Genomic DNA, 13,748 nt, shown 5'->3' with positions numbered 1-13,748 from the left:
ATAATAATTTGATATGTGGCAGCTAAGAATGATTTGGCATTTGGTCATTAAAGATAAAGAATTGTCAAAATTCTCTACCTAATTAACCATTACTAAATGTTCAATTATGAATCCCCCACATGGGAGCTTGGATAATAGTTGTGGCATCCAAATTAAAAATCATGTCCTCCGAATCGCTAATAAAGTATCCCTGTAAAAAAGGTGATATTTTCGGATAAAATAATTCAGCAGTTGCAGGTTTCATTTCCTTAGTATCCAGCCATTCAATATCTATAAGCTGTCGCACCAATAAGCCCAAATATTTACCCTTGTTTTCCAGAACAATCGCCATCATTCTTGAAAGTAAATTTGGCCCTTGCGAAATTGGAGGATAACCTAACATTTCCTCTAAATCCACTAACCAAAGCATTTCACCACGCCAGTTATAAATACCCAAAACGCTACTAGGCATTTGAGGAACGGCACATATTTCAGGTAATGGCACTTGCAAAACTTCTGTAATGTGTTGTAACGAAATTACGGCTGTATCACTTACTCCCAAATTAAAACTTAAAAACTTTTCCTGTGTTTCCAAAGTTATTAATCCTTTGTCATTTATTATTTATCTTTAGCCACTATTTACAGTTATTGTTTGTTTTTGTAGAGGTTCTAACTGAGAAATAGTAACTTCTAGGGATTGTTGATTTATGACATTTTTACTAATTAAGTAATCGCTTTAAAATTACCACTAGCTCGTCTCGATCAATCGGTTTTGATAGATAACCATCAGCGCCCAACATATTACCCCAAATTTTATCTACATCACTATTTTTTGTAGAGCAAAAAACTACAGGTATTTTGCTAGTGTTGGGATTATTTTTCAGTTCTCGGCAAATTTCAAAGCCACTCTTCCCCGGTAAAATTACGTCGAGAAATATTAGGTCTGGCTTATTTTTATCTATTTTGTCTTGAGCCTCTTCACTGCTAGTGGCGCTCATCACAGAATAACCTGCCTGTTGTAAGTAACGGCTGATTATTTCCATATCTGTTAAGCCATCTTCAACAACTAAAACAGTATTCATGGTAATTACTCGTTAAATTTTTCTCAAAATGTAAACAAATTAGATATCCAAATCCTAAATGATTTCCCAAACAAGACATGGAAGGGACTAGAGACTAGCCCTAACCCCTTTGCCCTAACCAATATTTCACAAATCAAATAGGACTGCTATAAATACAAAAATTTGTATTTGTCTAATTTTGGTTCAATCTTTATGTATCAACCTCAGAAAAAGTACGTAATAAACATAACTTAATATGTATTTAAATATAAAATATTCTTATCATCGAATTTGGAATTTTTGATTGAAAACTCCAAAATTTAAAATGCCTGAAAGTCAGCGAATCTAAAAGCGATAATAAATCCAAAATTTAAAATTAATTAACAGAGCCAGTGACTTGATTGCTGGAGTAAATCTGAAATATAAAATAGTTTGACCTCAATAATTTAATTTTTACTGAGGTGAAAAGTCTATAAATTTTGCAGAAGAATTCAGAGTAAAAAATAGCCTCTAATTCTTCCTAATTGCAAACCTCTAAATTAGATTTACTCTTTTCGGTGGATACAGTCGGTGTAGGTAAATATTTACGTACTATACTCATTACCTTATCAGCCACTACAGGTTTAGTGAGAAAATCTGTAGAACCAACCACTTTGGCACGAACTCTATCTAAAAGACCATCACTGCCCGTTAATATAATTATTGGCGTGTTGGAAAAGGTAGATATTCGTCGCAACTGAGTACAAATTTCGTAACCACTAGCAACTGGCATAATCAAATCCAAGAAAATCAAGTCTGGTTTATCCTGAATGAGAATTGGTAGAGCTTGTACAGCATCTTGAATCTTGACAAACCTTAATCCATTGGAAGTGATAATATCCTCTAGCATTTTACATACTTGAGGGCTATCATCAACGCAAGCCACTAATGGAGCAATCCGCTTTTTTGCTTGTGTGGTGGTAGAGTTATTGTTGACTTCAGTAATTCCTAAAGGCAAGTCAGGTACTTCCACCAATTCAATGATTCCTTTAAGGATATAGGGAAGCAAGGAACGCGTGAGGGGTAGTACACTCTGCTTCATTTTCATGGCTAAATCTCGCAGAGTGAATTTACCATTGATTAAATTCACAAAGTTTTTGTAGACAGATGGACTTACCATCTGCTCAAGTTGTTCTGGTCGCCGCAGAATTGGTGCCAAATCAGGAGAAAAATTTGCTAAACCAGCTTCTGACCAAATTTTCCACGAGTCTTGCATATGCTTTACAGACATTTCTGCACTCGTGAAGCTCATTGGAGTTTCTAAGATAACTTCTTGGCTGCGATTGCAACTTATAGATGCAAAGTTTCCTTGCAGAGCTAGGTCAAATAATAGTTCTGCTATCGTGTTATCGACAATAGAGTTAATCTGATCTCGCTGGATTTTCTGTTTTTTATACAAAACTTCTAGAAGGCGATAATCCCAGTAATCGATTGATAGGTCTTGCAAACGCAACTGCAACTTATCAACATCAATCTGCGGACAATTTTGAGCTATATGTCTACGCCAACGTCGGAAGGGATGAGTTCCCCCTGTTGCCCAAACTATTCGTCCCAGCCGATAGTAAAAAGTCCATTGGCTGCCCTTTGAACTCTTAATATTTAATTTGCCATTATATTGTAGCTGAGTACAAGTTTTAAATTCATTTACTAGATTATTTGAAATAACTTCCCGCTGGGACATAGTTTGTTCCTTTTGTAAAAAAGCCAACCCTTAAAAAACCCACGCTAGCTATATAGTGGTCAGCAGATATGTGAATAAGTGGAAATACATTTGGTATATAGCAGTCTAAATCAAGATTATTAAAAGCAAGGAAGATGAGAAGATAGCAAAACTATGCTGTGAAATAATTTATCTCGCATAGAGTTTTATTGGCAGACTTTAGTTTTCTGCTAATATTTATGACTTAAGGAGGTTGCCATAGTCCACATCGTGATGTGTCTAGTATTGATATATTATTTTAATAATTTTCATACTGAATCATATCCGTATAAGTTCTGAATTTTTGTTTAAAAAACATTAGCAGTCTTTAGAGAGTCATGCTTTATTTATTGGAATTGAGAATAAATGTTAAAAATATTTATTTAAATTCACTATTCTTAATAGTGCTATTTAATGTTAGCTTTTCTAGAGAATATTTTTCTAAAAAAAAGGCGTGCTACTAAGAGAAGTAGCAGCCATATTATTAGAATATTTATTTAGGAAAATTTTTCAAGGTTGCTTATGGTTTTGATAGCTGACAACAGCTTCCCTGAGATTACTTTGGTGTTCTGAAAGAAGCCGATCACCTTCGTCTTTTTCTAAACCAGTCCAGTGCATTAATAGCGCTAGCTTCACCCATTTACCACTGCGTTCTAGTAAAAAACCAGAAGCTTCCCGACTTAAACCTGTGAGGTCTTGCAAAATTCGCAAAGCGCGATCGCGTAACTTTTGATTTGTTACCGCTACATCCACCATCCGATTGCCATAAACTTTGCCTAGTTTGACCATTACCCCGGTAGAAAGAATATTTAAAGCTAACTTTGTAGCTGTACCAGCTTTCAGACGAGTTGAGCCAGCAATGATTTCTGGCCCTGTCAATAGCCGAATGTCAATATCGGCATCAAAGCTAACTTGTTCAGCCGGAACACAGGCGATAAAAATAGTAATGGCTCCTCGCTGACGAGCAGCATGAAGCGCACCGTGGACATAAGGCGTTGTCCCACCAGCGGTAATGCCGACTACGACATCTAACTGGGTAATATGTCGCCCAGCGATCGCAGCCTCACCATCTTCGATACTGTCTTCTAAATCTTCGGAACTACGTACCAGTGCCCCAGCGCCACCAGCAATAATCCCCTGTACCAACTCTGGGGGTGTACAAAAAGTAGGTGGACACTCAGCAGCATCTAACACCCCTAACCTGCCACTTGTCCCTGCACCAATATAAAATAGGCGTCCTCCGTGGCGCAAACGCTCTGCGGTGCGCTCAATTGCTTCAGCCAACTGAATTTTTGCCGCTGCAACTGCTGCGACTGCCTTTTGGTCTTCGTTATTAAACAACTCCACTAATTCCAGAGAACTGAGTTGGTCTAAGTTTAGACTGTTAGGATTTACCAGCTCTGTTAAAAGATGCCCACGTTCCTGCAAGTTTGTCATTTGTCCTCTGTCATTTGTCATTTGTCCTACAGTAAGCCGCCTATGTCTATTGTCATTAGTCAATTAGCGACCAATGACCAATGACCAATGACCAATGACTAATGACTAATGACTAATTACAGCAATCCTTCCAATTTGCGACGCATCTTTTCTAGTTCAGAATCAGACAATTCTGGTTCTTCTAGTGGCTGTTGATTGAGAGGGAAGGTGTCTTCAACAGTATCCTCCTTCTGGGCGTCTGCTTGCCAATCAGTTTCTTCGACATTCAATTCTGGGGGAGTGACAACTAAATTGCTGTTTTCTGGGATGATTTCCCATTCATATCCAGCACTTTCGCAAAATTCCTTGATTTCCTCAGCATCGATCGGCTCTGGTGTCGGTGCGGGAAAATCCTGAGCTTCCAGCATCAGAGCAAAGCGGGTGGCGTCGTCTTCTGACTCGAACATCAGAATTTTATTGCGATCGCCCTCCCGAATCGTGTGAATCCCCTCATTTTCCGTTCGAGCATTAAAAATTAATACAAAGACACGCATTGGTGTAATCATCTGTCTTTTTTAAGGTCTATTCATATTAAAGTTCTAGGTTGTGCTTCAGCGAAAGTCACAGGAACAATTTTCACTCTATTGAGATCAGATTTTCCTGAAAACGCCAATATTATTAAGCATAAGTATTGAATCAAGCAAATACCGTAACTTAACTAATGAGGTCTTGGGTTTAGTTGGCGTATCCTGGAAATGGCATACTGAATCAATGTGCCAGTTAATGCTTGTGTGTGCCAGCGACATCTGGCAATTAATACAGTGAAAGCAAATGACTAAAACTCCCAATCAAGATATTCTCTCCCCGTCCCCTATCCGCAAGCGTCTGTGGTTGCTGGTGTTGAGTCGGGGTAGCATTACTTTGGGCGGACTTTTACTGTTAGGAGTTATCATCGGTATTTGGCGGTTGTGGACTTTTGTCCAAACAGAATTAACGCCTTTGGCACAACAAAGTCTCACGACTACACTCAACCGTCCGGTAAAACTGGGAAGAGTCACACAATTTTCGTTGACGGGAGTGGAGTTTGGGGCTTCAGCTATCCCAGCCACACCCACAGATCCAGATCGGGCCGCAGTCGAAGCTGTAGAGGTGGGTTTTGACCTGCCACAACTAATCTTTAACCGCCACTTAAAGCTAGATGTTACCTTAGTCAATCCAGATATTTACATTGACCAAGATGACCAAGGGCGCTGGGTTTCCACTAATTTAGCGCCGTCAGGTGAAGGCGGCGCAATTAAAACCGATTTGGACAATTTGCGGTTTCGCAATGCCAAGCTGGCGTTGATGCCGCAGGAGAGGGCAGAGGAAGTAGGGGGCAGGGGGCAGGGGGCAGGGGGAGCAACATCCCCCTCATCTCCCATAACATTTTCTCAACTGAACGGATCTGCACAGCTTTTAGCAAATAACCAGTTGGTCAGGTTTGAAGTGGGGGGTCATGCAGATAGTGGTGGTAATATTTCCATTCAGGGTGAGACGCAATCTAAGGTGCTAGCGGGTAACTTTCAGTTGCGATCGCAAGACTTGCTGGCTGCGGATATTACTCGACTAATTAAGTTACCAGTGAACTTACTGACTGGTCGAGCCAATGGCGACTTGTTAGTTCGGTTGATGCCAGGACAGGATACTTTATTGTATGGCAGTGCGACTGTGCAAGGGGTAACACTTCAAATACCCAAAGTCCCGCAACTGTTGAGCAATAGTCAAGGAAATCTCCGCTTTCAGGGAACGGAGTTGCAGTTAGATAATATTACTACCAACTACGGTAAAATTCCCCTAGTGGCTACGGGAATTATCGACACTCAAGCAGGCTTTAAGTTGGCAGGGCGTGTAAATGCGGTGAGTTTGGCTAATGCCCAAGAGACTCTCAAGGTAAAACTACCTGTACCGATCGCTGGACAAGTACAAGCAGACTTGCAGATTACCGGATCAACTAAAGAACCAATTCTCTCAGGTACAGTTGCCACAATTCAAACTGCCCGGATTGATAAAGTTGATTTTAATAGCATCAGTAGTAAGTTTGAGCTTGTTACTAGTTCCTCTTTAATTACCCTAAAAGATATTCAAGGTAAAGCCAAAGTTGGTGGTGAGATCACGGGCGCTGGTAAAATTCAACTCGGTGAAACCCCGCGACTGGATTTAAATTTTGCTGCCAAGAATGTTCCAGGGGATGCGATCGCAAAAGTTTATGAAACAACACCCGCTTTCCAAATCGGCAATGTCTCAGCTACAGCCCAACTAACCGGCGCTCCTACCGATGTCCAAACTGTGGTAAGATTCCAAGCTCCTAACGGAACTTACCCTGGAACTGGCGAAGTTGCGATCGCTCCAAATCGCACTGTCTCTTTCCGTAATGTGGCTCTGAATGTAAGTGGTGGTAAAGTACGGGCAACTGGTAGTTATGCCAATGATCGTTGGCAAGCTGTGGCTGTTGCCTCTGGGGTAAAATTGGAACCCTTTGTAGATAAAAGTCAACTGCAAAATGTCTCGTTGGCGGGGGCACAGTTTAATGGTCGTCTCATCCTCTCAGGCAGCACAGCACCATTTGAAATTGCCACGATTCGCAGTGATGGTGCAGGAGTTCAAATTGGTGGCGGCACGGTTGCAGTTTCTAATGTCCAACTACAAGACCAAGGCTTCTCTGCTCAACTTATAGCTAATGGTGTGCGGTTGGGGCGGATATTGAAACAGTCTCCCCCAGCTTTAAATAATCCATTGGCGGGTACGTTCCAAATCGCAGGCAACAGAGATAATTTCAGTCTGAAAACCCTCAGTGGCACTGGGGAAGGCCGCCTTACTATTGGTCGTGGTACGGTTACAGCCAATAATATCCAAGTGGGTAATGGTGTATATCAGGCGCAAGTTCAAGCTAAAAATGTGCCTGTGCAACAGTTGGCAACATTACCAAAGCAGTTCCAAGGGGCGTTGACTGGTCAGTTCAACGTAGCGGGTTCTGTTGAGTCGTTTCAACCGCAAACTATTCAAGCCAGCGGTCAGGCGCGGATCAATGTTGCGGGTGGAACTATTACAGCCAATAATATCCAAGTCGGTAATGGTGTATATCAAGCGCAAGTTCAGGCTAAGAATGTACCTGTGCGGCAGTTGGCAGCAGTACCACCACAGTTTGGAGGGACGTTAACTGGTCAAGTAAACGTGGCGGGTTCTGTTGAATCGTTCCAACCACAAACTATCCAAGCTATAGGTCAAGCGCGAGTGGATGTTGCAGGTGGAACTATTACAGCCTCTAATATCCAAGTCGGTAATGGTGTATATCAGGCACAAGTTCAAGCAAATAATCTACCGTTGCAGCAGTTGGCAGCAGTACCCCCGCAGTTCCGGGGAGCCTTAACTGGTCAAGCAAACGTGGCGGGTTCTATTGAATCGTTCCAACCGCAAACCATCCAAGCCAGCGGTCAAGGACGGTTGGATGTTGCAGGTGGAACGATCGCAGCTTCTAATATCCAATTGGCTAATGGTCGCTATCAAGCTGTAGTTGATGCTTCCGGTGTGGAATTAAATCGGTTAAATCAGCAATTGCGGGGTCAATTTGGCGGTCAGTTACAATTAGCTGGCACGCTAGGATCATCCAAGTTAGCTGATGTGCGTGCTGCTGGACAGGTGCAATTATCCCAAGGTATCCCTGGTCTTGAGCAACCTCTGACGGCTGCGATCGCTTGGAGTGGTGAAAGGCTGACCATTGAGCGAGCAACTGCTCCCGGTTTAAGTGTTACTGGTAACATATTAGCCAATGCTAAGGGAGCGGGCATACCGGAAATTACTGCATTAAATCTCAACGTCCAAGCGCAGAATTACAACTTAAAACAGTTACCAATCAATCTTCCTAATCAGGTTGCTGTGGCGGGGAGAGTTGATTTTAATGGTCAAATCACTGGTAAGCTGCCCTTGCCAAATGTAGTAGGGCAAATTAATTTACGAGATTTAGTTGTTCAAGATATTGCTTTTGAGCCGTTGTTGACTGGAAACATCGATTCAGCACAGGGACGCGGTTTAAATTTGAACTTGGCAGGAAATAGCGATCGCCTGGCCTTCAATTTAGATGCCAATAATCGTCCGAAATCCTTCTTAGTCAAATGGCAGCAAGCATCAGCAACAGGTAATGTTCAAGGGAATGATTGGGCGCTCAAAGTTGCCAATTTCCCCTTACAAATATTGAATTTGACTCCGCCGCCAATTACTCGCCTGGGTACTGGTAAGATAGCTGGATTGTTAACTGGGGATTTGCTGTTTAATCAGCAGACATTGGCAACAACGGGGAATTTAGCGATCGCTAATCCGCAAATTGGCCGGGTTAAAGGCGATCGAATAGCTGCTCAATTCCGCTACGGTGACGGGAAAGCCACACTCGCTAGTAGCGAATTTGTCAAAGGAAAAAGTAGCTACGCTCTTGTCGGTACTTTTGCCCAAAGCCCTAAAGGGCCTCAACTACAAGGTAAACTGAACGTCAACCAGGGAGAGATCCAAGATGTTTTATCTGTAGCACAGATATTTGATTTACAAAATTTGCCAGGTGGTTCAGCAGAAATCTACGGCACAGCAGCGGATCTAACCACCACCTCCCAAGGAGCGCCAAATCAACCCTTATTAACCCAAATCCAACGGTTTTCTGAAATTGAAGCTTTGGTAGCAGAACAGGAAGAACAGCGACTTAATTCCACTCCCATACCAGATTTGGCAGATTTAAAGGGGACTTTCAACGGGGAGGTGGCTGTAAATACAGCTACAGCCAATGGATTATCAGTGGATTTTAATTTGAATGGACAAAACTTTGCCTGGGGTAAAAAGGAAGAAAAAAATCGTTTTTATACTGCCGACAAAGTGATTGCCGAAGGCAACTTTGAAAATGGTGTTTTAAGTTTGCGACCATTACGGCTCGAATCTGAAAACAGGCTGATTGCCTTCACTGGTAACGTTGGCGGTGATGAACAATCTGGCCAGTTGCGAGTGAACAATTTTCCCGTACAACTATTGAATAATGTTGTCAAACTACCAGTTGGAATCACAGGGAATCTTAACGGTACAGCAGCTTTAGCAGGCAGCATTGCTAATCCCCAAGCTAGAGGGGAATTGCAAATTACAGAAGGAATACTAAATCAGAATAAAATAGAGTCAGCGATCGCAAGTTTCAGCTATGCCAACGGACGCTTAAATTTTGGTAGTACTGTAGCCGTTGCTGGGCCAAAACCTGTTGATATTACTGGCAGCATTCCTTATAAATTGCCTTTTGCCTCCGTCGCACCAGACAGTGAGCAAATCAGTTTGGATATGAAATTGGAAAACGAGGGATTGGCACTGTTAAACGCATTAACTAATCAAGTGGTATTTGAGAAAGGTGAAGGAGAAATAGACCTCAAGGTACGCGGAACATTGCAAAAACCCGAAGTAGATGGAATTGCTACTATTAGTAATGCTACTTTTTCAGCCCAGGCTTTGCCAGGTAAACTCAGACGTGTAACAGGTAGAGTACTGTTTAATTTTGACCGCATCTTAGTAGAAAATCTTGAAGGTAGATTTAGCCGTGGGAAGGTAGAAGCATCTGGGGAAATTCCCATCTTCAACAATGAGAACGCGACTATCAACAATCCCCTGACTGTTAATCTCGATCAGCTAGCGTTGAATCTGAAGGGACTTTACCAGGGAGGTGCTAGCGGCAATTTGCAGATTACTGGTTCTGCCCTTAGCCCAGTAATTGGCGGTAAAGTAAACTTATTTGATGGTCAGGTGTTGCTGGCAGAATCTACTGACACGACTTCATCTGCAAATGATAGCGGTCTTGGTGTATCACCCACAAAAGATAATAAGCAGAGTAAAGCTGAAATTGGGAATGAAATGGGAAATGCGATCGCTAGATTTAATAATCTAGATTTAGAACTAGGCAAAAACGTCCAAATTACCCGTCCCCCTATTCTTAACTTCCGCGCCACTGGTAATCTCATAGTTAACGGCTTAATCAATCAGCCAATACCCGACGGCACTATCCAGTTAGAAAAAGGTGGTGTAAATTTATTTACTACCCAATTTAACCTTGCTCGTGGCTATAAACATACCGCAACATTTAGTCCCACTCAACCCCGCGACCCCGACTTAGATATTCGGCTATTTGCCAAAGTACTAGACGTAACTCAAAGTAATGATTTCAGCCGGATAAATACCACAGGTTTATCATCCTTAGAAAGTGTTCGAGTCGAAGCCACTATCAACGGTCTCGCCAGCAAACTAAACGAAAATCTAGAACTAACAAGCAGTCCGTCACGTAGTCAAACCGAAATTGTTGCTCTTTTAGGAGGTGGATTTGTAGACACCCAAGGACGTGCTGACAGTACTTTAGGTCTAATTAACATTGCAGGCTCGGCTGTGTTCAACAATTTTCAGTCAGCTTTTAACCAGATTGGCAGTACATTTGGTTTAAGTGAATTACGGATATTTCCTACAGTTATTTCTGAGAATCCCGAAGCTGGAAGAAGCAATTCAACTTTAGAATTAGCAGCAGAGGCTGGGGTTGACATTACTTCTAAAATATCCGTTTCTAGTATTAAAATTTTAACAACTAATGACCCCTTCCAATGGGGTGTTAATTACCGAATAAACGATGAATTTCGTGTGCGTGCTTCCACTAATTTAACCGATGATAGTCGTGCAGTAGTGGAGTATCAAACGCGGTTTTAAATAAAAAATAATTGAAAGGGCGTAGGCATCACTTTACCATTATCCAAAATTCATATCCTTGTTATTCCCTTTTGTCCTTGCTTATCAATAGCTTGTCTTACAAAGCTTGATTTTGTGCAGTTTAAATATCAAATTGTGATATTATCCCCATCCTGTTGATTAATAACTAATCGCAAAATTGATAACCCTAAAATTATCAAAAATAGCACTAGCCCAATTGTGCAAGCGTAGCTAATTTCCAAATTGTTGAAGGCTTGCTCATATAGATAATAAACAATCGTTTTCGAGCTACTGAGTGGTCCCCCTTGGGTCATAATGTATACCTCTTCAAATACTTTGGTTGCAGAAATAGCCGAAATTACCGCCACTAGTGCTAGATACGGTTTCATTAAAGGTATGGTAATATCCCAATGTTTGCTGATTCCATACGAGCCATCAATTGCAGCGGCTTCGTACACATCAGCGGGAATTGATTGCAACCCCGCCAAATAAATCACCATGTAGTAGCCTAGTCCTTTCCACACGGTGACAGCCATAACGCTGGCAAGAGAAATTGGTACAATACCAAAAATTTTGTCTGGGCTAGTCAGCCAAGGAATACCTTCTGGAAAAATACCTAAAGCTTTAAATAACTGATTAAGTAATCCGTTTTCTGCGTACAGCCATTTCCAAGCTATTCCCGCAACCACCATTGAAATTACCACTGGAGTGTAGTATGCCGATCTAAACCAATTCATCCCCCGCAGTTTTTGATTTACCAATATTGCCAGTACTAAGGGAGCAATTACTAAAATTGGTACTACACCAACAAGATATAGAAAAGTGTTTTCTAAGGTTTTCCAAAAAACTGCATCTTTCCAAAGCTTGAGAAAGTTTGCGAAACCTATCCATAGTGGCGGCTGGGCAATATCTTCATAGCTAGTAAAACTGAGGTAAAACGCTTGCAGTGCAGGCCAAAAAACAGTTAAACCCAAAAGAACCAAAGCGGGTAGTAAAAATAAATAAGGAGTTAGTCTCTGTTTGATGAATATCCAATTTTTAGGCGTCAATTGATTCATATAAATTCTAATAGTTGTTTTTGCTTGGTCAAAATCCTTAAGAAAAAGAATTTGGGGATGTGAGTAGATTTAAGCTTCAATATTTTAAGAGCATATATTTACGTAGCGCTTCGCGCTTGCCATTGGCATCGCTAATTAATAACTTGGAGATCAACTGCAATGGAAACTCAGCACAACTCGTCGTCAATTGAACATCAAAATGTCCCCATAAACCACCGTGGACTACATGACTTTTTGTATAGTTCCGATGACGAACACACCGCCATTGAGGTGAGTATAACCCCTGAACTGGCAAACGATGGTACTGAAATCATTGATCTTGAGACTTGGAGTGCAGCTGCTCAGAATGCTAAAATTGCAGGTGTTTACGCAGTATTGGACGCAGTACGCTGTACACAGCACATTGGCTATTCTCGGAATGTATTGCTTTCCCTAAACGGTCATGTCACTAAAAATGGTAAGCAAAAGTGTGCTTTTGTCCGCGTGCAAGCATTCAAGTTCCCCAAGCGTCAAGAAATGGAAGATTTGCGAGATGCGTGGATAGCAGAACTCGAAAGTACACCACCTGGTAACGCAACTGATCGCGGAATGTGGGCTAGCACGGTAGGCGAAGCTGCAAAAGCGGTAATGTCAGAGGCGGAACGCCAAGCCTATGAGGAGAAAAAGCTAAAACTGCGGAAAGCAATGGCTGACACAACTCTCTCTAAAGAGTCAGAAACAATAAATGCCAGTGAAGCCGAACGTCAGCGTCAACTTGAAGCTGCTGTGACAAATGATGACTGGAGTGTAATTATCGACGCACAGACACAAGAAACCAAGTCTTAGGATGAGTGTTAAGCCCTCTGCTTATTTCCCCACTTGGATACCCTCATATCTTTACAGAATAGAGTATCCAAGTATTTAGATTTTGCTAGCTTGGCAGATTTTAAACAGCAGAAATGGCACAAACCTGTAATCCGACAGGTGTGTGAATAATCACTGATTCTACACCGAAGACTTGTGCGATCGCATTTGGTGTCAGGACTTGTTCCGGTGTACCAACTTCCCAAATATGACCCTGTTTTAATAATCCAATACGGGAACTATACCGTGCTGCCAAATTCAGTTCGTGTAAAACTGTAATAATAGTTAATTCCTGCTGCTGATTCAGTCCTTTGAGCAGTTCCAATAGTTGCAACTGATAGTTGATATCTAAAAAAGTTGTCGGTTCATCTAATAGTAAAACTTTTGGCTCTTGCGCTAGTGCTAGAGCTAAAAAAGCCCGTTGTCTTTCACCGCCTGATAGTTGTTCGACTAAGCGATCGCTCAGTTTTTCTAGTTGTGTCTTTTTAATTGCAGTTTCAACTTTGAGCCAATCTTCAGCGTTTAGTTCCCATTGCCACCAAGGTTGATGCGGCGTGCGTCCTAAACTTACTAATTGTCGCACTGTTAACCCAACGGGAACCGTTTGTTGTTGCGGTAATAATGCCAGTTTCTGTGCAACTAAATTTGGGGGTTGAGAGTGAATTGCCTTACCATCAAGTAGCACCGTTCCATATTGTGGCGAGAGAATACGACTCAGCAATTTGAGTAAAGTAGATTTACCTGAGCCATTAGCACCAACTAAACTCAACCATTCTCCTGTTTGCAGAGTAAGGTTAATGTCTTGGACAATTGGTACTGTGGTATAACCGCCTGTGAGGTTTTGCAGTTCGAGTGGCATTTCAGAAAATCAAAAATGAAAGATGTAGTAAACAACAATTTTTAGAGAGGCGT

The 13,748-nt window shown here is 41.7% G+C and carries 9 protein-coding genes; 2 read left to right on the top strand and 7 right to left on the bottom strand.

All coding sequences use genetic code 11. From position 1 onward, the window contains the following. Window positions 1-100: 100 nt before the first annotated feature. From HUN01_RS24085 to HUN01_RS24065, 5 genes are all read right to left on the bottom strand, one after another. Window positions 101-574 carry a chemotaxis protein CheW gene (locus HUN01_RS24085; protein WP_181928296.1) on the bottom strand — a complete coding sequence of 158 codons (474 nt, stop codon included), beginning with the start codon at window positions 572-574 and terminating at the stop codon, window positions 101-103. 124 nt (window positions 575-698) lie between these two features. Beyond that, window positions 699-1,061, bottom strand: a complete 363-nt coding sequence (locus HUN01_RS24080) for a response regulator transcription factor (protein ID WP_069069929.1) — start codon at window positions 1,059-1,061, stop codon at window positions 699-701. A 499-nt stretch (window positions 1,062-1,560) separates the two neighbouring features. Beyond that, window positions 1,561-2,760: a response regulator gene (locus HUN01_RS24075; protein ID WP_181928295.1), complete on the bottom strand. Its 1,200-nt coding sequence runs from the start codon at window positions 2,758-2,760 to the stop codon at window positions 1,561-1,563. Window positions 2,761-3,288: 528 nt separating this feature from the next. Continuing rightward, complete coding sequence (gene murQ / locus HUN01_RS24070; RefSeq protein WP_069074893.1) at window positions 3,289-4,215, bottom strand: N-acetylmuramic acid 6-phosphate etherase; 927 nt, start codon at window positions 4,213-4,215, stop codon at window positions 3,289-3,291. Between the two features lie 116 nt (window positions 4,216-4,331). Continuing rightward, window positions 4,332-4,760: a DUF3110 domain-containing protein gene (locus HUN01_RS24065; protein ID WP_181928294.1), complete on the bottom strand. Its 429-nt coding sequence runs from the start codon at window positions 4,758-4,760 to the stop codon at window positions 4,332-4,334. 265 nt (window positions 4,761-5,025) lie between these two features. Between HUN01_RS24065 and HUN01_RS24060 the strand changes: the two genes are divergently transcribed. Continuing rightward, window positions 5,026-10,935: a translocation/assembly module TamB gene (locus tag HUN01_RS24060; protein ID WP_181928293.1), complete on the top strand. Its 5,910-nt coding sequence runs from the start codon at window positions 5,026-5,028 to the stop codon at window positions 10,933-10,935. A gap of 128 nt (window positions 10,936-11,063) precedes the next feature. On the opposite strand, the gene HUN01_RS24055 is transcribed toward HUN01_RS24060, so the two are convergent. Then, window positions 11,064-11,993, bottom strand: a complete 930-nt coding sequence (locus HUN01_RS24055; protein ID WP_181928292.1) for a carbohydrate ABC transporter permease — start codon at window positions 11,991-11,993, stop codon at window positions 11,064-11,066. 159 nt (window positions 11,994-12,152) lie between these two features. Here HUN01_RS24055 and HUN01_RS24050 point away from each other — a divergent pair, with 159 nt between their 5' ends. Continuing rightward, window positions 12,153-12,818 (top strand): GIY-YIG nuclease family protein, encoded by a 666-nt coding sequence (locus tag HUN01_RS24050; protein ID WP_181928291.1) that lies wholly within the window; start codon window positions 12,153-12,155, stop codon window positions 12,816-12,818. A 100-nt stretch (window positions 12,819-12,918) separates the two neighbouring features. Here the strand turns inward: HUN01_RS24050 and HUN01_RS24045 are convergent, their stop codons facing one another. Next, window positions 12,919-13,695: an ABC transporter ATP-binding protein gene (locus HUN01_RS24045; protein ID WP_181928290.1), complete on the bottom strand. Its 777-nt coding sequence runs from the start codon at window positions 13,693-13,695 to the stop codon at window positions 12,919-12,921. Between the last annotated feature and the right edge of the window lie 53 nt (window positions 13,696-13,748).

It is taken from the genome of Nostoc edaphicum CCNP1411 (assembly GCF_014023275.1).
In the GTDB taxonomy this organism is placed as follows: Bacteria; Cyanobacteriota; Cyanobacteriia; order Cyanobacteriales; family Nostocaceae; genus Nostoc; species Nostoc edaphicum_A.
Note: the sequence above shows the minus strand (reverse complement) of the source record. Positions and strands in the feature narration are given on the sequence as shown.

Coding starts and splice junctions, on each gene's coding strand:
- murQ (WP_069074893.1), bottom strand. CDS start 4,215: ATGACAAACTTGCAGGAACGTGGGCATCTTTTAACAGAGCTGGTAAAT.
- HUN01_RS24060 (WP_181928293.1), top strand. CDS start 5,026: ATGACTAAAACTCCCAATCAAGATATTCTCTCCCCGTCCCCTATCCGC.
- HUN01_RS24045 (WP_181928290.1), bottom strand. CDS start 13,695: ATGCCACTCGAACTGCAAAACCTCACAGGCGGTTATACCACAGTACCA.
- HUN01_RS24080 (WP_069069929.1), bottom strand. CDS start 1,061: ATGAATACTGTTTTAGTTGTTGAAGATGGCTTAACAGATATGGAAATA.
- HUN01_RS24050 (WP_181928291.1), top strand. CDS start 12,153: ATGGAAACTCAGCACAACTCGTCGTCAATTGAACATCAAAATGTCCCC.
- HUN01_RS24065 (WP_181928294.1), bottom strand. CDS start 4,760: ATGATTACACCAATGCGTGTCTTTGTATTAATTTTTAATGCTCGAACG.
- HUN01_RS24075 (WP_181928295.1), bottom strand. CDS start 2,760: ATGTCCCAGCGGGAAGTTATTTCAAATAATCTAGTAAATGAATTTAAA.
- HUN01_RS24055 (WP_181928292.1), bottom strand. CDS start 11,993: ATGAATCAATTGACGCCTAAAAATTGGATATTCATCAAACAGAGACTA.